Raw genomic sequence first — 26379 nt, forward strand, 5'->3', positions numbered from 1 at the left:
TGGGGGGGGGGGCTGCTGTGGGGCTGGCGTGGTTCCTGAGGTTATCGTGGTTTCGGAGTGGGGTTATCGTGGTTCCGGAGGGGGCAGAGCGGGGCTCTCTCGGTTCCTGAGGCGGCGCGGCTCCGGGTTGGCGCGGCTCCGGGTTGGCGCGGCTCCAGGGCGCGGTGCAGCCATAAGTTATGTGCGATAGGGGTGAGGCGGAGTGTCACGTTGGGCACACGATACGTCATACTGAACACAAGTGTTGTGTGAGGAGCGGGCCGTGCCGTACGCGGCCATGTCAGGTGGGAGTGCGCATGAGTGACGAACAGCAAGAATCGCAGGGACAGCAAGAATCGCAGACGCCCCAGCCGGCGCCATTGCCGGGGAGCGTGTTTATTCGCCCGGGCATCGATGACCGTCCGGACTATGACAAGGCGTTAAGCGAGGAAGATAAGCGTGCCGTAGCACGGTTGGCAGTGCGTCAGCGAGTGCGTCCGCCCAAGGCCGCGAGCGAGCGTGTTGAGGTGCAAGCCGCGCAAGTCAACGCGGATGCGGCTCCCGTAACAGCCGCTGCCGGCTTGGACGTTGCTATTCCCAATCCGGATTCTGCGTTCTTGGATATGCGTGATCCCATGGTCGACGCTGAGGGGCATCGGCCTGATGCGCGTGAAGTGATTCGATTGCGCGCGGGGTTTGCGCTCGCGGCGTTGCTGGTGGCTATTCCGTGGACTGCAGTGAGTGTGGTGTTGCTCCCCGACCATATTGCGAGGGTTTTGGGGTTCGCGCGTGGTGTGCCGTGGGTGTGTATTGTTATGGCGATTGGCGCGTGCCTGCTGTTTGTGGCGAATGCGCTGGTCGCTGCGATAAGCGATCGTACGCGAACCAGGTTTGGTCGCCGTTCGCCGTGGGTGCTGATTGGCGGCGTGGTGGGCGCGGTTGCCATTGCTGGTGTGGTGAATACGGTGTGGTTGCCGGTGATGGTTTTCGGTTGGTGTCTTGCGCAGGTGGGGTACGCGATGGTAAGTATGCCGCTTGCTGCTGCTTTTGGTGAACGGGTGCCTGATAAATTCCGTGATCGGGCTGATGCCGACCGTGGTATTGCGTTGTCGGTGGGACAGCTTTTGGGTGGTGTGCTTGGTGTGGCGACTGTGCATATGCCCGATGTGGCGTTTGTGGTGTGCGGAGTGTGGTTTGTTGTCGCGTCGGTTGTGACGCTTGTTGTTTTGCCGCGGGAGCGGAGCAGTGAGTATTTGCCGTTGACGGCTATTACTATGCGAGTGCTGTGTGCGCCGTATGGCATGTCTCGTGTTGGGCGGCGTTTTGTGGTGGTCACGTTGTCGCGTATGGCGATGGCTGGGGCTTCGGGCCTGATTGCCATGATGGTGTGGCTGGCTGTGGTTGATTTGGGCAGGAGTGACGCGGTGTTGTCTGCTTGGGGCGGCGCTTCGGGGCTGATGCTGGCGGTTATGGTGTTGTCTTTTGTGGCGGGCATTGCCGCGGCGTTTGCGTTGGCGCCGTTGTTGACGCGTTGGGCTGAGCCAAGGGTTGCTGGTGTGTGCGCTTGTGTGGTTTGCGCGTTGGCGTTTGCGTTGCCGTGGCTTGTGGATGGTCCGTGGGGTTTGGTGGTTGCGGCCCCGGTGTACGGGTTTGCGTGCACTATTGCCGAGGGGGTTATGCAGACCATGGTGGTTTCTGCTCTTGACGCGGATGGCCGGGGTGTGGCGGTGTATCATGCGGCTGGCACGCTTGGCTTGGTTGCTGGAGCGTTGTTGGGACTTGTGGCGTGGTCGTTGTCAGGCATAGTGCTTGTTATGTTCCCCGTTGCGGCAGTGGCTGCGTTGATTGCTGCGGGCATATTGGTGGGCGCACGTTAGGCAAATGCGGTGTCGCTCGTGACGGCGAGTGGGCTGCGTGTATGAGTGGCTTGGGCGTATGCGGATGAGTTGGCTGTGTCATATATGACATAGTGCACAATTCTGCATATCTGTTCAGTATGCGATTGATATGTTCTTACTTTTTGGTCAATACATATAGATCAAAAGTTGGGAAACATTGATGATTGCTGGGAATGCGCTGATATGTAAGGCGTCGGCATGGGGTGGCGGATGTTGGTGAGGTCTATGCGGGGTGCCTGGTGTGTGCGTCGGATAACTTATGTTGGTACAACGATTTCAAGCTGAAACATCAGGCGATCTGTGGCGGTGGGTGAGAAAAGTCCGAAGAAAGTCTTCGTTGGAATGGCGCACTGTACCGCTGTATGCAGGGTGCATGCGATGCGTATATTATGCAATATATAGCATTTATGTCTATCGATAATGTCAATTTCCTTAAAATGTCTTGGTTGATTATTGACATAATGTCATTATTTATATGTAAAAATGTGATGAATGACACATTTATGTAAATTAGTCGTTGTGCCTTGGCGAAAGGCCGCGAAGGACTTGAGATAGCAGGGCTTTCTCGACCTAATGCCTGTGTTTTTGTAGGCATATTGGCGTGTGTTGTCTAAGGTGGGGGGGGGGGGGGTGTCATTTCTAGCTAGACTGTTGAGTAGTTGTCGCTAGGACTGTCTTTGTCATGCCTTGATGGGGATGGTCCCGGCTAGAAGTCCAACGTTAGAGTTGAGGAAGGTATACGATGGACCGTTTTCGTGGTGCGTTGAATGTGGTTGTCGGTGTGGTGCTGGCGTTGATGATGATGCTCAGTGGTGTGCCGGCGTATGCGGCGGTGTCGGCGTCCGAGGGGGTGACGGGCGACGCGGTGCTCTCGGGCGTGGAGCCGGGCGATCTGCTGGCGGATGGTTCGTTGCCGGTGGATGTGTCGGTGCAGGCGCCGGATGGGTCCGATCCGTTCGCGGCGTCGTTCGCCGGGGGCGCGTTGGCCGATCCGGGCACGCTGGGCTTCCAGGCGCCGAAACGGCAGGCGGACGGCGCCGACGGCTCGCAGGGCCAGGCCTCCCAGTCAGGCCAGGCCCAGTCGCGGGGCGAAGCCGGCTCGCAGGGCCAGTCCGATGCGGCGCAGCAGTCGACGTCGGGCAGCTCTGACGGTTCGCGGGATCAGTCTTCGCAGTCCGGTCAGGGGCAGTCGCAGGGCGAGGCCGGTGCGTCGCGGGCGTCGCGCTCTGATGGTTCCTCGGCCGGTTCGGTGACGGTGGGGTCCGTGGATGGTTCCGTCGTGTCTTCCGATGCTGAGGTGACGCCGTCGGCGGCGGTGGGCGCCGCGGTGGCGTCGGTGGCGGGCTCGGGCGTGCTCTCGTCGGTGGCGGGCGCGTTGGCGGGCGCGCTCTCGCCGGTGGCGTCGTTGCTGACGGGTCGTGTGGCGAGCGCGGATTCGGCGGCGAACTCGTTCGTGCCGGACCTGACCGTATCCTCCTCTTCTTCTTCTTCGTCTTCTTCGTCGGCGGCCTCCCAGGCCGCCTCCTCCGATGCTTCGGCCGGGGCGTCCACCTTACCTTCCTCGGACGCTTCGGCCGAAACCCCCTCCTCCTCGGATTCCTCCCCGTCGGATTCCGCTTCTTCCTCGTCTTCCTCGTCGGATTCGTTGGCGCGTGACGCGGCGACGCTGTCGGGCCTGCTGTCCGATCCGTCCTCGTACGAGGGCGCGTTCCTGGTGGATTCGGCGGACGGCTCGCCGGTGCGTGATTCGTGGGGCAATCCGTACCGGGTGCTCGCGGCCGACAGGCGCGAGGAGAATGGCGCGACGCGTTACGTGGTGTCCGGTTCGGACGAGGTCATGCAGTTGGGTTCGGGCCATGAGATCGTGCCCACGTGGAAGGCGGACGCTTCCGGCGAGCCCCTGTCCGTGACCATGGCCAAGACAAAGGCGCGTTCCGGTTCTGCCGAGGTACTTGCCACTGGCGGGGCGAGCGACCAATGGGGGCAGGTGACCGGCATCTACAAGGAAGTGGACGGCATTTTGGAGTCTTCTCCGAGCCTGTCCTATTCGGGAGGGTATTTATCCGGTAAGGAGCCTGTCCAGAACGGGTTGGTTTTCGAGCATGCGTACATTGAAATTGAGGGGATTCGTTACGAGCTTGAGTTCCTTGCGGCAGTGAATGGCAAGGTCAACTACGCCATCAAAGGTGCCTCCAATGGTGATACGGGTGACATAACACTGGTTACTTCGATTCGCAATGATTCGCAGAGGATTATTTTCTCTTACCGAAGCAACGCCAAAAAAGTGTCCGTGACGTACAAAGATATTAGTTATTTCTATCCTACCGTGCAGCCCCAGAATTCGCGATGGGTGTCAAGGACGACCTCCGCGTATGTCGGTGGAAAGGTGTCGTTCTCCATTATTCGAGCGCAAGGTACGTATTTTATTTGGAATATCAGTGGGGCCAACTCTCAGCCCAGAGAGGTGGCCGTGACTGGCACGCAGGTATATTATGAGCTCGACGGGATTACCGGGCCTGTGACGGTAGGCGTGACCGTACGTCCGGATGCGACGTCCTGGAAGGTGAATTTCACGGCTACGTCATATACGCCGCAGACGAATGACGAAACCCATCTTGAAAATTCGTTGTATGTGGGCGGGGTGCGCGACGACAAGCGTCCTATTTATTACAATTCTACGTGGGGATTTCCGAATCCGGATGGCAACGTGTTTAAGACTTTTCAGCGTACCCAGGGAATGGTGGCCGATGGGGAAGACGGATACGGTAGCGGCAGGGGACTGATTAGCCGTGCAAACTCTGGGTCGTGGAGTCCCGTGCAGGTGAAATTCTCGCAATATGTCGGGCAGATCGGAGGCGATTGGGGTAGGCTGACTATCAACGGCATCTATAACACGCTTCGTAACACGAATGCCAAGACCGGCAATTTCACGCAGCTTCCGACCTCAATTAGTGTCAATGGGGAGTCCGTGCAGCTGCCCGACATGAGTTATGAGTCGAATTCCGATGCCCCACCAGCCTATACGACCCTAAAGCAAGGGGCCGGGGAAGGCACCCAGGTCACGGTATATCGGTCCAGCTACCGTAGTGACACAAGCGCTTGGGTTCCGACCATTTCGATTGAGTTTAACAAGATCCATAGCGATCTTGACGTACAGGTTCGGTATTCTCCTACGACTCAGAAATATATGGCGGCCGGCAACCTCGTCGGCGTTGACGGACAGATTTATCAGAAACAAGACTGGTCGCCTTTCTTCAAGGGTTGGGTCGATATGAAGAGTGGTGATACCTACGCGGCCAAGAACGCCGCGGACTCAATCCTTGGCTCCGACAGTGGGGGCCGTTACACTTTCCGCGTCAGGCCCAAGAACGGGTGGCACATTAACTCGGTCACATCGACGGACGCTTCCTTGAGGGATTGGAACAAGGTCGATTACCAAGGGTGGCGTCTCTACTCGTTCAACGATCCTCTGTCGACGAATCTGGAATTCATCAACGTCGATGCATCTCCGACTCAATATAAGGTGGAATATTCTGCGAACGGAGGGCAGTATCAGGACAACCCGCCGTCGGACGAGGGAAGTTACGACATAATCAAGGCCGGAGCCATAGCGGTTCCGACAGCTGTACCGACCAAACAAGGATCGTACTTCTTGGGATATAAGGTGACGGAAGATGCCAACGGTCGGGTGTTCAAACCCGGTTCTACTGCTAAGCTATCGGACATGAATCTGGTGCCGGGCGGTACCAGTGCCGCCACCTCGACATTGCATTTCGTCGCTCAGTGGAAGCAAGGCTCTGGCGTGGGCACATTGGTGGAACGCCAGATACGTTGGATGAAACAGAAGGAAGACTCTTCCCAAAACGTTGTCTATGAGACGGCAAAGACCGAAAAAGTCAAAGTCGCGTACGGCACGACTTATAGCCTTTCCGGATATCAGGAATCGCTCGATACGGGATGGTCCCTTTCTAATCCCACGGGTGTTTCTGGAACCGTGGGAGATGACCAATCTCTGGCCGACTTGAATTACAGGCATAAGGCATCGGTGTCCTTTGGCGCAGATGGGGGAACGCCTATATCAAGGGCGGCCCCATCGTCAATGGGACAGTATTCGTACGACGAGATCACCCTTCCCCAGGCTTCGTATGCCAAGCCGAGCGCCGAGCAGGTTGGATGGCAAGCGCCTGATGGAACAAAGTACAATCTCGGGCAGAAAATCAAAGTCCCTTGGCAGTCCGTCACACTGACGCCGACATGGAAAAGTGTCATTGCCAAGGTAAAGTTCGACTTCACCACAGACCAGAAGAATTTGCAGGTATCTGGAACCGCTGCTCAATCTTCATTCGTCTATGATTTGAAGAACGGTAATATTGGTGCACTTCCGCGTATGACGAATCGTGGAGAATCTGGCGATGCATCGGATAGTGCGCGCATTATCGATGCGTGGCGAACTGATTCGTCGGATGCTGCTTCGTACAATCTGAATTATATTGAGGGTTGGTACACCCAAGAGAATGGCGGGGGCAGTAAGGCCACCGCAAACCAGTCGGCGGAAGATCTGAAGAGTAAGGGTGCATCTGTTGACAGTGCGGGCGTTATGACGTTGTATGCGCATTGGGTGGATCGTACGTTTGAGGCGAAGTTGGATACATCCACTACGCAGGATAAGTCCCTCCAGGTCAGTTTTGGCCAAGACGCCGCCACTTGGAACGTTAAGCTCTCTTTGCAAAACATGAAACTGGGAAGTACCGCACCTACGGGTAACGGTACCGGCGCATTGCAGCCGCGTATCGTTGATATCAGTTGGGTGTCATCAACTTCAAACGGAAGTTTCAAGATTGATAAGACGGGTATTTCGAGTGCTGTTGGACAAGGCATGAAGCCGACGAGTGGTGTATTCACCATTCCTGTGAAGCTCCTTGCCGGGTCCAACGGTGCAGGTACCTATACAGGCAACTGGAACATCACGCTTGATGCGGGTGACCAGGCCGGTGGTTGGAATTATAAGGTTGTAGTGCCGTTGACCTTGAAAGAAACGGTGAGCCGTAAGGCACGTACCGCGCCGAAGGCAACTATTGATTACGCTGGTGAGCAGGTTTCCTTCAGCGGAACAATGTCGGATGACCAGAATGGTTGGCAGGCCAACGGTTTGACCGGTGTCTCCGGCGCAGTCAATGCTGATGGCTCTACCAAGTATGCATTGACAAGTCTGCTCGATGGCAGCTCGCCGCATACGTTTACGTTGAGCAAGGATATCGACGCAACGTATAATGCGCTCACAGAGTCGTATCGGGTGAGCGACCGTCCCGCCGCGCCTTCTTTGGGTAGCGGTACGAATCAAGTGCAAGTGATTAATGCGTTGGATGACACCAAGGGCACCATCCGTGTCAATACTAACGATGCCAACGCGCAGTATCAGTACTACGCGGTGAATGGTGGCTCTGTGCCAACTTCGACGCCTCTGCCGGGCCAGTGGAAGACGCTTGGAGATAGCGGCCATGAGCTTACTGGTTTGGCTCCGGGCTTGTATCTTGTCCGTAAGGCCGCGTTGACCACACAAGGTTCAGAGGCATTTGCATCGCAGTATGTGCAGGTTCGTGTGAAGCAGACGTATACGGTGACGTTCAAGCACGTTGGGCCTGCCAGCAAGGATATGACGGAAAAGCTGCAGGGCGACCGTGCAGGTGAGGTCAACGTATCCAAGGTTGTGGATTCCGGAACGCAACTTACGTTGCCGTGGAGTACTGGTGCGGGTACGGGCGATGTGTTTATTCCTTATCACGTGCTTGCAAGTGTTTCTTCCAAGGTCGGTGATGGAAGTGCGACAGCCGTAACTCAAAATGATCCGAAGGTCACGATCGGCGGTAAGACACAAATCACGTATACCTGGAAGTCGTCCATCACCAAAGTTCAGTTTGTGTGGAAGCATGGTGCTGGAGCCAACTATGTGTCGGCGAGCGGTACCACTTCATCGACGTGGATCTATGATTTGACAGCGAATGGTAATGATAACGGAACGATTGGTGTGTTGCCGACGTTGTCCGATGCAGGCAGCTCTTCCGACGCCACTTGGCTGAAGAATAATCACCGTATCGATGCTTGGGACAACAGCAATAAGAGCAATCCGAAGAACTACATTGCCGGCTGGTGCCGTACCAGCTCCGGCACCTGCACGGATGTCAAGTCCACGGACAAGCCTGGCGATGATCCATCTTCGTGGGATATCAGCGGAGATACTGTCAAGGTGTACGCTAACTGGCAAGACCGTAGTTTTACAGTGGGGCTGAAGAACGCAGGACAATCTAGCTCTTCCGTTAACTTCACACTTAACAATGGTTATACCCAAGAGCAAGCAAGCAATACCGATGTTTCGGCAGCCGTCACTGACATTGTTCCGACAGGCAACACGTCAGTGGTTAAGCCGCGTCTGGTGAAGGTGTCGATGAGTGGCACAAACGCCAGTCTATTCCATGTCGTGCCAGTATCGTCATGCACCGTGGCGGAAACGGCGTCTGGAAATTGCTTCATTTCGGATGATGGTACGTTGGCGTTGAAGGTCACTTTCGACACAGGTCAGACCTCTGGGGCAGAAAGCACCACGTATTCGGCTACGGCAGCGTTGAGTTTTGATGCGGGTACCCAGCAAGGCGGGCACCATTATGTCAAGACGGCCACATTGAACTTGTCTGCCACGGTGGGCAAGACCGTGGGAACCATCACCTATGATCTCAACGGCGGTAAGTCGAGCAGTCCGCAAACGCCGAATGCACTTGATTCCATGCAGGTGTCTGATATTTATTCGGGTACGTTGGAGGACGCCCACGCCACCAAGAGTGGCAACAACCTCACGGGTCTATACAAGGCGTATACCTCCGACGCAAGCTGGTCAAACTTCTTCCGGAGTGATTACCGTTTCCTTGGTTGGTACACCAAGGATGGTGATGGCTCGAAGAACGATGGCTCTGGTGATGCCGAGGCCTGGGGCACGAAGCTCACCAACGATACTGCCAACACGGAAGCGTTCAATGGTAAGACTTCGCTGACGGTATACGCCCGTTGGCAATCGTTGCCGCTGACGCTAACGCAAACCGCGCCATCGACCACCGTAAAGGTTCCGTATTCCGACGCGGGAACCGAGTCGGCGACGACTACCATAACGTTGCATAACGGTTCCACGGTGCCCGAGCACGTATATGAGCTTGGCTTCGATGCGAACAACACCGGTATGTCGATTGCTTCGGTGAAGATCGACGGTGCCGATGTGAAGAAGGTTGACATCGACGGCCAGACCCCGTCTAGCGGGGCACCATGGCAATTTGACATTCCCGCTGGTAAGGATGCCGTGGTTACCATCACGCTCCCTGCCAACAAGGCTGCGGGAACGTATTCTGCGATTTTGGCTCCGAAGTGGAGCGGTCCCAAGAAGGACGGCGATACGGAATACAACATGCACTTTGGCGACAATCAGCGCACGAATCAGCAGATTCAGGCCACAGTGCAGGTGACGAAGATCGATTTCGATATTACGGCGCCGACTATCGACTATGCCAAGGAAACCATCACGTTCCATGGCTCGCAGGTGCAGGGTGCCTCCGTCTCCAATATCAGCGGATATACCAAGGTAACGGGTGGCGATGGTACTTCCACCTCGTTGACCGGTGTGCTGAATGGTTGGGACAAGAATGGTACGCCTGGTGGCACCGGTACCACTACGGTGACCGTGTCCAAGCAGGATACCAACCATAACTTGACTTCCAAGTCGGTGAATGTGCCGCATCGTCCGGCAGCTCCTGCGAATATCGCCACGCACTACGCATTGGACAACAAGGCCACTGGTACGTTGACGGTGAATAATCGAGAGAATGGTGCAACGTACCAATATCGCAAGGTCAACGCAGGTGATTGGACTGACGTGCCGAGCAATGGCACGGTTACGGGATTGGCAGAAGGCCAGTACGAAGTGCGGATTAAGTCCGGCGACAGCAACTTTGCGTCGCTGGCGTCTTCGCCGGTAACTGTGGATATGTATTACACCGTGAAGTTCGAGCATGTGAACAATGTCGGCAACACCGATGTGTCCCAGTCACTGGAAGGTGCTGGAAAGAGCCAGGTGCTGGATAGCCGTGAGGTGAAGCGCAATGGAACCACTTCGATTCCGGCGAGCGGTGCTTCGACTTATAGTCTCAAGGGGCATACGCTAAGCGCTTGGACGCAGATCACTGCGAGCTCTAGCGTGCAGCTTGGTGCTAATGCGGTACGGTCGCAGCCCATTACTGGTCCGACGACACTAAAGGCAACATGGAACAAGGTTAATGCCTTTGTGACATTTAACTATGGTGATGGCACGAACTGGTATATGAAGGATGGCTCTGCTACTAAGGGCGGCAAGGATACGGATTATTATCCTGCATATTCGTCTGCGACGGGTAGCGTGAAGTCTGGATGGGAGGATGGGTCTGCCTACCGTTTTGACTACACAGATGTCAATACGGCGAAGATTACGGTTCCTGTTCCTACGGCCTACACCAATACGAACATGACGTTCCCGAAGATGCCGTTCTGGCAGTCCGGCAAGTATTTCACGGGATGGAACACGAAGCAGGACGGTAGTGGTACTGCGGTTACCAGCGATACCGTGATGAAAGATTTGCTACCTGGCGTGTCGACTTCGGTAACTTTGTACGCACAGTGGGCAGATCTTACGGGCACCTTGTCTAGCGAACCGGCGCGCCTTGGCGTTGATGACGAGGGACAGGGCACGGCTTGGACGGCTACGTATGGTTATCAGCTAGCGTCTGCTGCGAAGTCTCTGACGGTAACGAAGCAGAATGTGGCTCCTGAAAACACCGAAATTACGGTTAAAACCGTGGCAATTGACGGTGCGAATAAGGATGCCTTCGCGCTGACCCAAAAGCCTCAGGCGGGGACGGCCATTGGCTCGGACGGCACGGTGTTCAAGGTGCAGCCCACGGATAAGGCGGTGAACGCCGGCACGTATAAGGCCAACATCGTCATCACGTACACGTTGGGCCAATTGGGGGGCGACCTGGGCGACAACATCAAGACGCTCACGATCCCGATGACCTTCACGGTGAAACCCAGCCAATGGGATATGAACTTCACTGCCGTGAATGTTAGCGATGAAACTGTTACCGTGTCTGGCGTTGGTTTGGGTACGGTGGCGATCGCCGGTACTTCGGCTGCTGATACCGCTAATACAGTAATTTCCGGTTTGCCGAATAGCTATAGTGCCGACAATTTGGCGCAGTCCGGCAACAGTTATGTGCTGACGCTGACCAAGGCGCTGGATTCCACGGAAGATAAGTGGGCGACCGGTGGCAGCCCGGTGCTGACCATCACGCGTAAGGCGGAGGACGGCAACCATATCGAAACAACTAAGACACTGACGTTGACTGCTCGTGCCAAGGCGCCGTCCATTACAAAGACCGACGCCTACGGTGAGGGCCAGAACGGTACCATTACCGTAACCTCTCCCAAGAATGTGACCTATCAGCACTATCACTTCGCCGATTCTAAGTACGCTGAAGGCGAAGGCAAGGCTACCGTGGGTTGGTCTGATTTCACCGGCGCGCTGAACCATGCGGCAGGAACCTATCCAATCCGCGTCGCAGGGGTGGCGGGCAAGATCAACTCCGTTGCCAATTCCGCGAATGCCAGCACGTATACGGGTACATTCGGCAGCCGCTCTGTGGGTGATGTGACCAAGGCAGAGAGTGATACAGCCAATGATCCGGTGCGTATCAACCAGTATTACCGTGTCATGCTTGGATTCACACCTGAATCCGGTAGCCGATTCTACGGCAAGCTGTCGGGCAGCTTTGGCGACGAAGGCACGGATGTGATGCTGATGCACGTCGGTACGGTGAAGAATGACGGTTCGGTTTCGCCTAATGATGATGGCTTCATCAAGCAGTACAACACCGATCCCATCGCTGGCACGCCGTCCTCTACGCCTCAGTACAACTCGTATTGGGTGAAGGCTGGCAGCTCCTACAACCTGCCGACATTCGGCAAGGAGAATCAGTGGGAGACGCCTGGTTATGACATCAAGTCGGTACAGCTGAAGCAGTTGCCGACGTCATACACGGCGAAGAATTGGGAGGAACTTAATAAGTTCAGTGGCAGCGACTCAACCAAGGCGACGGTGTCTGGCGTATCGGGAAGCTACTATGACGCCGCGAACCCTGCATTGGCGAATGTTCAGGGTGACATCATGGTGCAGTATGTACTTACCGAGCGTACGTACACCGTGAACTTCACCAATGCCGCCATGCTGGTCGGCAAGGATGAGGAGAGCGGGAAGACCGGTACGAACGAATACCAGCAGAACGCGGCCTCGACGCAGAAGCTGAAGTGGACGCGTACGGTAGCGACAACGCTTCCGGGTGGTACCTGGCCTAAGACCGGAGATACTGAGGAGCTGAAGTCGTATTGGAAGACCGTGTTTGGTGAATCATATAATGTCGACGATCTGGTTGATCCGGGTACCGTTACCGCGCTGAAAGAGGGTTGGGACACCGTTCCGTGGGCCATCGCACCTAACGGATATGCGTCGATTACTGACAAGGATTTCAACACGGAGTCCTTCCAGTACTTGTCCTCTATCGGCAATATCAGCAATTTGAAGCCGTCTCAGTGGGGACAGCAGGATTCTGCTGGCACGCCGTCGAACGCTACTTCTTGGCGTAACTTGGATGGCATCACCTTTGTGCAGAAGGCATATGCCAAGCAAGGGCAGTTTGGTGTGCGGTTTACCGTTCCTGAAAATACTGGCCTAGTGAACGAGAACGGTGCTGCTGCTCGTACTTCGTTGGTTTCTGGTGCTGCTACGTTTGGCTGGCCGCCGATTAAGGTGGCTTCCGGTAGCCAGCCTGCTGAAACAGGTATGTTGTTCGGCGGGTACTACTTTACGGCCGATAACACCAATAATGCTGGCTCGACGCAGGGTATTGAAGGGCTGCAACTGCAGGAATATGGTAAGAAGAACCCCTACAATACCCCGGTTACCGGCGATGCTGCACCGACCATGACTGAGTCGTTGGCTTCTGCATTCGGCAAGGACGCAGTGACGCCGTTGCAAAATACGCAATGCGTTGTTAACGGCGATCAAGAGGGATGTGCACAGGTCAATATTGAGGCGTTGATTGAAGATGCCAATTTGACGATTAACGACACCGTTCCTGCCGTCGAGCATGTTGCCGCTAATAGCAGCACAACCGAAAAGGCAACCTACAACGTGACGTTGAAGGCGCGTGACTTCTTGAGTAAGGCTGCTGGCCTGTCGTTGGAAGACCGCGGACTGAAGTCCCCGTCGTTCACGGTGACCAATGTGACGGTCGAACCTATTGCTCGTGCCGAAGATTGGATTGAGCTTGGATCCGACACTTCCGGGTGGAAGGGCAAGACGATCACGTCAGCAGACCAAACCATCACTGTGCCGGTGTCGGTGTCGGCGTTGGCCGTTGGTCAATATTCGGCGAAGGTGACGGTGGAATATACGTACACTGATGCGCATGGCGTGCAGCACACGCATACGGGCGAAGCGTCATCTTCGGTAATTGACAATAAGCGTATTCCGTTGGCCGAAACCACGATTTCAATGGACGTGCGTGCGACTACGGTTACTGAGGGTGAATACTCCGCCGCTATTCATGACTACGCCACCACTGCCGCTCAGGTGAAGTCTGAGCTCGCGAAGTCGGACACGACCGATCCGGATCCGGCGAAGTTCGCCGACAAGATGGGTCTGGTTGTGGCACGGACGGTGGGCGATAATCAGGTCATCATCGGTGCTGATCAGTACACCGTAGATAAGGTGACGCTGACCGCTGGAGCTGATCAGACTCCGGTCACGGCCATCGATGAGAAGATCACGCATGATCCCATCACGGTGAGCCTGCAGATTACGCCGAAGCAGAACACCACGTTGTGGACGTTGCTGGCAGGTCGAACCACGTTGGTACCAACGGCAACATTACGTGTGTTCGACACGGGTAGCAATGGTATCTATGCGGACAATGCGTCCAGCACACTGCCCGAGAAGGACCAGCATAACGGTGACGACACGTCCTGGACGGAGTACCTCAAGAAGGCCACCAAGGTGCAGGCATATGATACTGCCAATAACTGGCGTCCGGTATCGGTGACGCTGTCGTCGGATAGCGGCTTGAAGGCTGCTGGTGAGCCGGATATGGCAGCAGGCACTGATCATATGACTAATGGTTGGACGGTCGACTGGCAGGCTAGTGTGAATGGTGCTGACCAGCATGCCACCCCGTCGTACAAGTTGGTCAAGGTCACCAAGGACCAGCTGCCGAAGCTGTCCGTGCCGGGCAAGATGGATGATGCGGCCACCGATACGTCGGTAACCTTCACGGCCTCCACTCCGGAGACGCCGCTGGAAGACAAGTTCGGCAGCCATACCTATCTGCCGACCGTCGCCTATCGTGTGGATAATGGAGGCTCTGACGCGGATATGTCCAAGGGCTTGCAGGTAACTGGTCTGCAATCCAACACCAAGCACACGGTGACGGCCTATCTCAAGGGCAACAATGCGTTCGAGTCGGGCGACTTCACCGAGTCGGAGACGCTGTGGACCCGCCCCGCGAAGCCAACCGTGACGGACGCTGGAACCATTAACCGCACCTTCGATATGGCTGCGGAAACCATGAGTTACGCGTCCTCCTACACGGAGAACGGTAACGCGGTCAATGTTGCTGTCACCGGTTTGGGCAAGACTCGCACCAAGCGTGCGGCCGTGGCCAAGCAGACTGCCAGTATGGCAGTTGGCGACTACGCGGGCCGTTCCTACCGCTTCACCGTCACTGGTGCCGAAAGCGGTTTGAGCGTGGACTCGGAGAACGACACCGTGCCTGCCCGCCTGGCCACGCCGACTATTACGGTGACGCAGCCGGCATCGTCATCCGACAGTGCCGTGTTCAGGGTAACCGCCAATGCTGCGGCGCAGTATCAGGTCAAGGTCAACGGCGAATGGGGATCGGTCAGTTTTGATGGTGCCAAGATGTCGTTCCAGAAGGACGGTGCTATGACCGCGACCGATAGCACGTTGCTGACGGTTCCGGCCGCCTATCTGCAGGAGCATGGCTCGTTCGCCGCGCAATTCCGCGCAGTGCATACGAGCTCCCAGTTCGCTTCGCTGCCGACGGATGAGTTGACCGCAGGCGTTGGTGTGTCCATCAGCGCAGGCAACATCACCATCGGCAAGGATGAACTCAGCAAGTATCTGAATGCCGACGGCACGACTGTCGGCGGATACGACGAGAATGCTTTGACGCTGCGTTTGGTGCAACTTGCCAAGGCAAAGGTGAACAACGCCGCCGACGGCACCACGTCGCCGAAGATGCGGTTGGTTGCCGCGGGCGAGGCCACGGCGAACACCTACAAGCTGCGCTCCGCCGAAGGTGAGTACAAGCAGTCGGTAACCTTCTACGTCTCCGGCAACGGCGACGGTACCGAGGTCAGCAAGACCGTCGACGTCACCGTCACCTCGTCGGGTCAGACCGGTAGCCCCGATTCCTCCATCTATGCATGGAACTTCGCGGTGTCCAAGACCGAAGTTGCTGGCAAGAATCTCACGGACCTGAACAAGTTGGTGTGGGAACGTGCGAAGGCCAGCGGCACCAAGGTTAACGGCGACGCTCTACAGGCGAGCGACATCGGTACGGCGGTAACTATCGAATACAGTCCGTCTGTGACCGGTGGTGACTCTGTGCAATCGGGCAAGACTTACCGGGTTACTTTCGCTGTTCCTGAAGGCAGTGTGTCCACCACCGTGAACATGCGCGTGTATGACAATGGCGGTGCTTCCGAAGATGGACAGAACCTAGTGTTCTCTGATGCATTTAAGGCTGCTGCTAACGAGCTTGATGGCTATACCGGTTCCGATGCTAACGCGCTGACGGACTCGGAGGTCCGCTCCCGTGCCCACGCGGTGGCCTATTCCGCTGAGAATCCTTCTATGTCAGTTGATGAAGGGTCTATTCTGGTTAATCGCGAGAACTTCACCTCAACCCTTCACGAAAGTGGCGGCCAGGTGCAGGTTGGATTCTCCTATGGAACCGACAAGGGAAAGGCTTCTTCGATTTCTAATGTCACCGTATATGACAATGGCTCTGGTACGGAAGATGGTACCTCCCAAATTGCTGCGCGTAACTTCACCGCCAGCCGTGACGAGCTGAAGAAGCTGGAAGGCGAACCGGCGCAAAATGTGGAGTTCTTCTTCAACCGCGCTCACGTGTGGGGCCTCGTTGAGGGGAAGAACCTCACCGACGCTGAGGTAAGTGTTGCCGTTAAAGACGGCAATACGCAGGTATCCGCCGGCTCGGACTGGGCGAAGAACAGTTACCAAGTGACGTTCAGTGTCAATGGGCATGCTGGTATCGAGGCAACCGTCACTATGACCGTCAAGGATCATGGTGAGGAGAAGCCTATTGATCCGAACAATCCGGATAAGGGCTCGTATGGCGTCTTCTCTGACGACTTCGAGTTGAGTACGGAAGAGTTCGCGACGCTGGTACCGGAAACGAGCAGTGACCATTACGCGGCGTTGCAGACTCGTGCGAAGGTGGAGGCCTATTCGGTGGATGCCGATGGCAAGCGCACTACTCTGGCGGCCAAGGATGTGAATGTCCCGGCTGACGACGTGACGAAGCTGCGCAATACGAAGGCCGGTGGAAGCTCGACGGTGACCTTCGGTGTGATCGAAGGCAACCTGCAGGCTTACAGCACCTCCACCGGATATGTATACAGCGGCGGCCAGCAAGTTGGCGATAACAATATCTTCGCCGATGATTTTGTGGTTGGTCTCAATGAGCTTGCCGGTACCAAGCCCACTGGCATCACGTATGGAACGGAAGGTACTGCTGAACAGCAGGTTGCGTCCATGATGTTGGAACGTGCCGACGTGGCGGGAGTCCTGGATGGCATGGCCTACCCGACGGGCGAAAATCGTACCTACCCGCAGGGCGCCACCATCGCCATTAAGGCTGTGAAGACGGATGACAGTCAAGCACAGGAGTGGTCTGTTGGCAATGGCTGGAAGGTCACGTTCACCCTCACCAAGAACGATGTGCATCTCACGGCTACCGTGCGCATGGACATCAAACAGAACGGTGGGGCCAACGGTAACTTTGCGATCTTCTCGACGGATTCCTTCCGTGCATCCGTCAAAGAGCTGGAGTTGCTGGGAACGGGTAGCCCTCTGGTCACTCCGCAACTTGTATCTCGTGGTCAGGTCGAAGTATATAGTATCGTGCCTGGTGCTCCGATGAAGCCGGTTGAGAACTTCGTGGATGAGCTTGGTTCCGATGTATCGAACCTACAAAACAAGAAGGCTGGCGACGATGCTTCGGTGACATACCGATACAAGGAGGGTGACGTCACTCCGGCTGAGTCGACGACCAAGGTTGTCGTTTACGAAAACGGCATGACGGATTCCAACGGCACCAAGCGTAGCCTGTATGCAAATGATATGTATGCGGCCAAGAGCGAGTTCAAGCAGCTTTCCGCCGAGGAGTTGTTGAAGTTTGTGCTCAAGCGTTCTGGCGCTGTCGCAACCGATGCGGATGGCAATGAAATCGATCTGCAGCAGAATGCCAACCAAGTCACCGCCACCATTGGCGGCAAGACGATGACCGCTGATCTGTTGGTTGACGGCGCTGGCATCCTGCTGACGATGGGCAGTGGAGCGAACCAAGTGCAGGCGACGTTGGTGGCGCATATTCGCGACAACGGAACCATAACGCCGGGCGGTGAAGGTGAAGATGGAACGTTCTATGGGGCGTTCTCCAACGACTTCGACTTCCAAGCCAAGACCGACGCCATTTTCAACAATGCGAACAACTACCAGGCATTACGCACCCGCGCTCAGGCCTTCGGCGTGAAGTTCGATGCAAACATGGCCCCGGTGGAAACCACGCTGGAACCGACCGTTGATAGCGAGGACGTTACGGCACTGCAGGCGCTGGAAGCCGGCAAGGGCGGCGACATCACGTTCACGGTGCACACGGCGACCAGCAAGTCCAAGGCAACGGCTTGGGATAGCGCCATTATCCCCGACGATGGCAACGGCAAGCTGATGGCCAATGACTTCCATGCCTCTCGTGCCGATGACCTGACCGGCAAGGATGTGTCGCAGATTATCTCGACGATGTGGAAGAAGTCGGCGGCTGCAGGCTACACCGTGGCGAACGGTGTGCAGACTGCGCTGAATGCGGATTCTGTCTACGTGGCAGTGCGAGTCAAGGGCAGCAGTGCACAATGGACACAGCTCAATGGCTCCGGTACGTTGTCGTGGAATGAATCGGCCTATGAGGTACGGTTCACGGCAAAGTCGCAGTCGGCACTGGTCGCAACCGTCACCATGACGGTGTCCGACGACGAAGGCACCACCGACAACGGCGGCTACATCCGTGCGAATGGCTTCCCGGTGACCGTGGATGACATTGCCAAGATTGGTAATACGCCGAAGAACCAGTGGTTGTTCGAACGCGCCGGCGTCGAAGCCTACCTCGGCTCGGCCAAGCAGACGGTTGCCAAGGCCGACGTGTCTGACGCTGACTCCAGCCCGGTCACCGCGCAGGTGGCGAACTGGGATTGGTCCAAGCCTGCCGTCGGCGACTATCAGGTGACCTTCACCCTGCACGACGGTGACCAGACGGCCACCGCAACCGTCATCATGTCGGTGTTCAAGCATGGCGACGGCGGCAACGGAGATAGTAACAGCCAGTACATGGTGTACTCCAACGATTTCACCGTCTCCGAAGAGGAACGCAACGTCCAGAGCGACGAACCCTCCGACAGCGAACTTATCCGTCGCGCCGGTGCGGTTGCCTACCTCAAGACCAATCTGGTCACGCCATCCGGCACGGTTGAGCTGGCTCAAGGCGCTCGCGATACGCTTAACAAGGCATCCGTGGGTGACGTCATCGACATGGGCTTTACCGTGAAGGAAGACACCGCCAGCCCGAAGGCCACCGCCACTTCCAAAGTGACCATCACCAAGGGTGGCGCCACGGATCCGGAGCACAAGGCCGAGATCTTTGCGAACGACTTCACGGTCAGCCGCGAAGCGAAGCCCGAAAACTGGACCGACGGCCAGGTGCGTGAAGAACTGCTCACGCGTGCCGGCGTCACCGGTCAGCTCAACGGCACGCCTGCCGGTGAGACGAACGTCACCATTACGGTGGACGGTACGGTGACCATCGCGCCGAAGTCTGCCACTGCGACAGGTCGTGTCCTGGACGCTATCGCCAGCGTGTTCGCGGCCTCTGCCAATAACCAGATTGACTGGGCGAAGGACGAGCATACGGTCGTCTTCTCCTACGGCAGTGCATCCACCGCGCAAGCCACGGTCGCCATGCATGTGCGCGACCAGGGCACCGACCCGGTCGATCCGGGCGACGGTGGCAACAGACAGCAGGCTTCGATCTATGCCAACAGGCAGTTCATGGTCAAGCAGTCCGATCTGTCCGGCAAGAGTCTCGAAGCAGCCAAGCAGTTGGCTTATTCGGACGCCGGCGTGACCGGTACCGACACCAACGGCAAGCCGCTCACCTACACGGGCGTGACGGTTGCCATCGATGGTGCGGATGCTACCGTGTGGGGCAAGCCCAGCTACGAGGTCACGTTTACGGTTAACGGCACGGATAGCAAGCCGGTATCGGTCAAGTCCACCATGTTGGTGCGTGACAACGTGACTCCGGTCGACCCGAGCGATCCCGACAATGGATTGGCGTCCATCGCGTCGAACGATTTCACCGTACAGCGCAGCACCATTGCTGGTACGCAGGAGGACAAGCTCAATGAGTTCCTGTACTCCGGAGCTGGTGTGGCCGGCACTGACAAGACCGGTGCGAAGCTCACGGTAGATGGTGTGACCATCACTGTCGACGGCCAGGCTGTGGCCGAGGCCGCCAAGACCGGTTGGACCAAGCCCAGCTACCAGGTGACCTTCACCGTTACGGATACGCTCCAGGGCAAGAAGCCTGTCGCCACGACCGCGACCATGCTGGTGCGCGATCATGTGACCCCGGTCGATCCGACAGATCCGAGCGATCCCGACAAGGGCTTGGCGTCGATCTCCGGTGATGACTTCACCATGAAGCGCGGCGACCTGACTGGCGACGCAACCGCTCTGGCGGCAACCATGTATGATCAGGCTCGTGTCACCGGTACCGACAAGTCCGGCGCGGCGCTGGATGCCAGCAAGGTGTCTGTCACAGTTGGCGGCAAGCAGCTCGGCGATGTCACGGATTGGTCCAAGTCCTCGTATCAGGTGACCTTCACCGTCAAGGACGCCACCAAGGTGTCCACCACGGTGACGATGAGCGTGCGCGAGGACGGCGGAACGTCGAACACGTCGCAAGCCGAAATCTACGCGAACGACTTCTTCATGGTGCGCGGCGAACTCACCGGCAGCACGAAGGTGGAGAATGTGCCGGCGCTTATGGCGGCTCGTGCTCGCGTGGTCGGACGTGATAAGGACGGTGCGGATCTCACCGTAAACGGCATCACCATCACGGTGAACGTGAACGGCAAGGCCACCGCGGTCGATGAGGTGACCGATTGGAGCAAGGATTCCTACCAGGTGACCTTCACCGTTACCTCGGATGACAAGGCAACGGTGACCCGCACCATGACCGTGCGCGAGGACGGCGGCGATGCGAACAATCCGCTGGCTAGCGTGACGGCACACGGCTTCGCCGTTACCTTGGATGATCTGTCCAAGGCAGGCACGGAAGCCGCGGCCCGTGTGCAGTGGCTGGTGAAGCAGGCCGGTATGGCTGCCACGGACGCCAATGGCGATGCAATTGACTCCGCGAAAGTGACTGCTGAGTCGACTAGCCCGGTTGTCGTCAAGCTCGGCGGCAAGCTGCTTGGCGAGGCTACTTGGCCGACGGCCAAGGGTGAGTACCAGGTGTCCTTCACCGTCAACGGTACCGAAGCGACGGCCGCCGTCACCATGACGGTGTTCGACAACTCCAGCGGAGGCGACGGCGGAAGCGAAGGCACTACCTACGTGGTGTTCTCGAACAACTTCACCGTTTCCGAAGAAGAGCGCGATACCGCTAAGAACCTGCCTTCCGACAGCGAGCTCATCCGCCGTGCGGGTGCGGTTGCCTACAAGAAGGACGATTTGTCGAAACCTGCCGGCACTGTCATTGTTCCGGAAGATTCGCGCACCGCGCTGAATGCAGCCAAGGCTGGCCAAACCATCGACTTCACGTTCGGCGTGAAGGATGATGCGGCGACCTCCGTGTCCAAGGCCACCATCACCAAGGGTGGCACCACGGATCCGGATAACAGCGCCGAACTCTTTGCGAATGACTTCACCGTCTCTCGCAAGGATGACAACCCCACCGCTTGGGACAACGCCCGCGTGCGCGAAGAGTTCTTCAAGCGCGCCAACGTGACCGGACATCTGAATGACGAGAGCGCCACTAAGGACAACGTCACCATGAAGGTGGACGGCACGGAAATCGAGAAGCCAGCCACCACGGTGCTCGGCCGTATCGCAGCGTTCTTTACAGGAACCGATTCCACGTCCGCCAACACCATCGACTGGGACAAGGATGACCACAAGGTTGAATTCTCCTTCGACGGCACCAACGCCAAGTCGACGGTCACCATGCATGTGCGTGACAACGGCAGCGGCGGCGACGGCACCGATCCGGACAGCAAGGCCTCCATCCACGCCAACAACTTCGCGGTAACCCGTGACGAGTTGAACGCGGGAGATGCCCTTGCGGCATTCCTGGCCAAGCGTGCCAAGGTCGTCGGCACCAAGGCCGACGGCACGGCTCTGGAAGTGAGTGACGTAACCGCTACAGCGTTGGTGAATGGTCAATCCACCCCGGTCAGCCAGGTGAAGGATTGGACGAAGGACTCCTACCAGGTGACCTTCGCCATCACGGGCAACAATGCGGTATCGGCGACCGTCACCATGCAGGTGCGCGACCACGGTACCGGCCCGGTCGACCCGACCGATCCGGACAAGCCCGAAACCGGTCAGCAGGCGTCGATTTACGGCAATGACTTCACGGTCTCCGTCGACCCCGAGCTGAACGGTACCAAGAATGATGCCACCAAGCTGGCGCAGCTGCTGTACTCTGCGGCGGCAATCGTCGGCACGGATGTCAACGGCAAGCCTCTGAGCGGCGCAGATGGCGTAACCATTGCCATCAGTGGTTTCAAGACGTTGGACGAAGCGGCATCGTTCGCGTGGAAGGGCGGCAAGTCCTATCAGGTGACCTACACGGTTAAGGATGCGGACTCGAAGCCCGTCTCCGTCACCGTGACCATGACCGTCACCGACAAGGGCTCGCCGACTGATCCCGACAAGCCTGGTCAGGGCTCGCTGTATGCGAACAACTTCACCGTTGGCCGCGACAACGAGTTGATGGAGAACGGTGCACTGAAGGACGCCGACGCCATCGAAGCGCTGCTGCGCGACAAGGCCGACGTCGCCGGCACGAACGCCGATGGCTCCGCGCTTGACCGCAACACGGTGACTGTGACGATTACTTCGGGCGGCAAGCAGCAGAGCGTTGCCGACTACCTGAAGAACGGCGGTACCTTCGAGGAAGGCACCTATCAGGTGACCTTCACCAGCCAGTCAGGTGCCAGCGTCACTGTAACCATGACTGTCAAGACCGATACCGGTGGCGATCAGACCGATGGTAAGGCCCGCATCGAAGCCAACAGCTTCGCCGTGACGTTGGATGATCTCAACACGGCGCAAGCAAGCGGTATGTCGTTGTCGCAATTCCTGTTCGAGCATGCGTCCGTATCGGGTGCCGACAAGGACGGCGTCGAGCCGTTGAGCGTCGATAAGGTGACCATCACGCTGGCCGGCAATGCAGTGGACGCCAACACTGCCTGGCCGAACAGCAAGGGCGTCAGCACGGTGACCTTCACCGTCAAGGACACCAATGCGTTGGCAACGGTATCCATGCGTGTGTTCGAGAATGGCGGTGGTGAAGGCGACACTACCAACGGTGTGTTCGTCTACTCCAACGACTTCACCGTGGGCGCGAACCAGATCAAGAAGGATGGTCCGGCGTATCTCGACGATGCGGCGTTGCGCAAGGCGGCAAATGTGTTGGCCTATCGTTACGTCAACGGCGAGCGTACCACCATCACGGATCAGGTGACCAGCGATCGCGCAACGAGCCTGGATGACCATCCTGCCGGTACCGCCACGGTGACCTTCAGCGCCTCCGCACAGACGGGCGAAGGCCAGCAGACTGCCTCCAGCACGTCCAACGTGGTAATCACCGCCGACGGCGGCAGCAGCAACGATGGCACCTATCGCATCACCGCGCAAGACCTCTACATCTCCAAGCAGGAGATCGACGGAGCTTCTGACGCGGCGAAGCTGGCGACGTTGTTGATTGACCGTGCGCATGCCACTGTATATCGCAGCGGCGTGGCATTGACTGATGCCGATATTCAGGTCCTGCTCGGGCAGGAAGCGGTCAGCAAGGATACGATTGTCGATGGTTCGGCGATTACCTTCGCGTACACGATTCCGGCATCCGGCACAGCCAAGGCACGTTCGGCGCGTGCCGCCGGCGACACCATCACGGCCACGGTCACCGCGCATGTGCGCGACAACGGTGGTCAACCGGTTGGTCCGGACGAACAGGGCAACTCCTACCTCGTCATGTCGGACGATGTCACCTTGACGGTGGCGCAGCGCGATCAGTTGACCGATGCCGCCAACGCTCCGAACTACGCGGACCTGCAGGCAGCTGCGCATGTGGTTGGTGTGAAGGTTGATGCCAATGGCCTGGCCACGGCGTTGACCGCCGCAGAGATGGAGCCCACGGCAGATGACGTTGCCGCGCTAGCTGCTGCGTCGGCTGGTACCACCGCCCGCGTGGAGTTCCATGCAACCGCACAGACGCAGGCATCCAGCACCTCCGCGTTCACCATTTGGCAGGACGGTCAGGAGAACGAACACGGCAAGCTGTATGCATTGAACTTCGGCTTCGGCCTCAATGAGCTGAAAGACGATTATGCAGGCAGCAAGCCGAGCACTGTCAACAGCGTGAAGGCGCTTAAGACCGCTATGTTCGAGCGCGCGCAGGTCGAAGGTATGTTGGACGGCAAGAACCTGACCGTTGACGATGTCGCCGTGCAGGTGAAGGCTGCTGACGACGAAACGGCTGACGACGCATGGCGCATCGGTGACTACACCGTCACCTTCACGGCGGGCGAGGGCCAGAACGCGCTCAAGGCCGAGGTGACGATGACGGTAACAGCCGATGGCAGCGTCACGCCAATCGATCCGACCGACCCGAGCAAGGGCAATCTGGCCATCTTCTCGAATCCGTTTACCGTGTCTGAGGCGGAGATCGGGAATGGTCCGCAGCGGGTGAGCGATGCAGTGCTCCGTGATCGCGCCAAGGTGACCGCATACGTGTACGGCACGGACGAGCGCATTGACCTAAGCGATCAGGTCAGCATCGTCGACCGTGCGGGCACGCTCGACGGTCGCAAGGCCGGCGATGCCGACGCCAAGGCGCAGTTCCGCATTGAGTACGGTCAGGCCTCCGCGCAGACGACATCGCAGGTCACCATCTACTCGGCGAGCACCGTCGGACAGCATTATGCAATCTTCTCCGACGACTTCACCGTGGGCGAGGCTGAATTGCCGACGTTCGACGATGCGGCTTTGATCAAGTTGGGTAATGTCACCGTGTATGCCACGGATGACTACTCGACGCCGGTCAAGGATGCGGCCATTGACGTGGATGCTTCTGGCTTGAAGAATGGCGATGCGTACAAGACCGCAGGCCAGAATGCGTGGGTGGACTTCACCACTGCTGACGGTACGGTAACTCGCGCCGGACTGCTTTCCAGCCGCTCGCAGGTGCGTATCACCAACGGTGGCACTACGGATCCGGACTCCGGTATCAGCCTGCACGCGCAGGATGTGTACGCGTCCAAGAGCGAATTGCACGAACATGCCGATGCGCTTGGTGCATTCCTGTTCGACCGCGCGTATGTATCCGGTCGCAAGGCCGATGGGTCGGCGGTCACTGCGCAGGATGTGGAAGCGCTGGTGCGTATCAGCGGCAAGCTCGTTGACGCTACCGTGGATACGGTGACGGACGGCGCTACCGTGGTGTTCCGAATGGTGGATGATCACGCGGTCACCGCCTCGGTTACTGCGCACGTGCGTGATAACGGCGGACTTGTGCCGGTCGATCCCGAAGATCCGTCTAAGGGCGGGTACGTGGTCTTGGCCAATGACGCCGAGATCACTGCGGCCGAACGCGATCAGTTCGCGGCTGTCTCTCAGGCGCCGACATATGCGGGCTTGCAGCAGAAAGCCAACGTTGTGGCCATGCGAGTGGATGCCTTTGGTGCGGTTACTCCGCTGACCGCATCTCAGGTCGCTGCCGAAGAGACGTCGGTGGCTGCGCTACGTAAGGCGGGCGCAGGATCCACAACGGCGGTAACGTTCCAGATTGTAGATTTCCCGAAGGCCTCGGCTGTGGCGAAGTTTGGTCTGGGCGTTGTGCCGAGCGGCAATGTCGACGGTGGAACCGATGAGTCCGGCCGGACGACCACGCCGACGGGTGCGGCTGTGGCCGGTGTTGGTGTGCTCGTGGCCGCGATGGCCGGTCTGGCGTTCCTGCTGGTGGCCGGCAGGCGTAGGCGCGAAACCCACGCGGGGCGCTGACCGGGTGCTGTGAGGCCTGTGCCGCCTGGTCGGGGCGGCAGGGCCGGACGGCAGCGGTAATCGGACGCCGGGCGGGCGTGCCTGCCGCTGATCGTGTCCGACGGCTGGGAAAAAGGGAGCGGGTGATGGGCCCGCTCCCTTTGCGTATCCGGTGGGGTATGGATGTTGGTGGTTTGCGTCCGCCGGTTGGAGTCGTCTGCTGGCCGGTTCAATCCGTCGGTGGGGGCGTTGGTTGGTGGGGGTTGTCCGGTAGTGGGGTCCGCTGGTTGGTCTTATCCGATGGCCGTTTCCATCCGGTGGTCGTATTGGCACAGTGTGTGTTTGCGCCATCCGTAGTGGTTGGTTTTGGTGGGTTGGTTTGGCGCTGTTTTCGGAAAGTGTGTGTTTGCGCCATTGGTGGGTGGTGATCCCCGGGCCTTTTTCGGGTCTAGGTCGGAAAGTGTGTGTTTGTGCCATCCGTGGGAACCGTTTCGAGGCTCCACGAGTGTGGTAGACACGCATTTTCCTGCTCCGCATGGTGTATATGCGCACTTTGTGGGGTGTGGCGATGGTGTGTGCACGCACTTTCGTTCGATCACCTACGTGTGGGTGGCGTGGTTCATGTGTTTGGCGTGGTTCATGTGTTTGGCGTGGTTCATGTGTTTGGTGTGGTTCGTGTGGTTGGTGTGGCGGTGGGGCCGCGTACGGCGAAGCCCGCAATGGGCAAAGTGTGTGTTTGCGCCATTGGCAGGAGGCTGATGGGAGTGTGCGTGGGTGTGGGCAATACCC

2 protein-coding genes are annotated in these 26379 nt (G+C 57.8%); both read left to right on the forward strand.

Translation table 11 applies throughout. The features are described 5' to 3' along the window. The first annotated feature begins 296 nt into the window (after nt 1–296). Nucleotides 297–1856 (forward strand): MFS transporter, encoded by a 1560-nt coding sequence (locus AC1AWK_RS06785; protein ID WP_476569224.1) that lies wholly within the window; start codon nt 297–299, stop codon nt 1854–1856. 763 nt (nt 1857–2619) lie between these two features. Beyond that, nucleotides 2620–25611 carry a hypothetical protein gene (locus AC1AWK_RS06790; RefSeq protein WP_476569226.1) on the forward strand — a complete coding sequence of 7664 codons (22992 nt, stop codon included), beginning with the start codon at nt 2620–2622 and terminating at the stop codon, nt 25609–25611. Nucleotides 25612–26379 lie beyond the last annotated feature (768 nt).

The organism is Bifidobacterium sp. LH_491 (genome assembly GCF_056356495.1).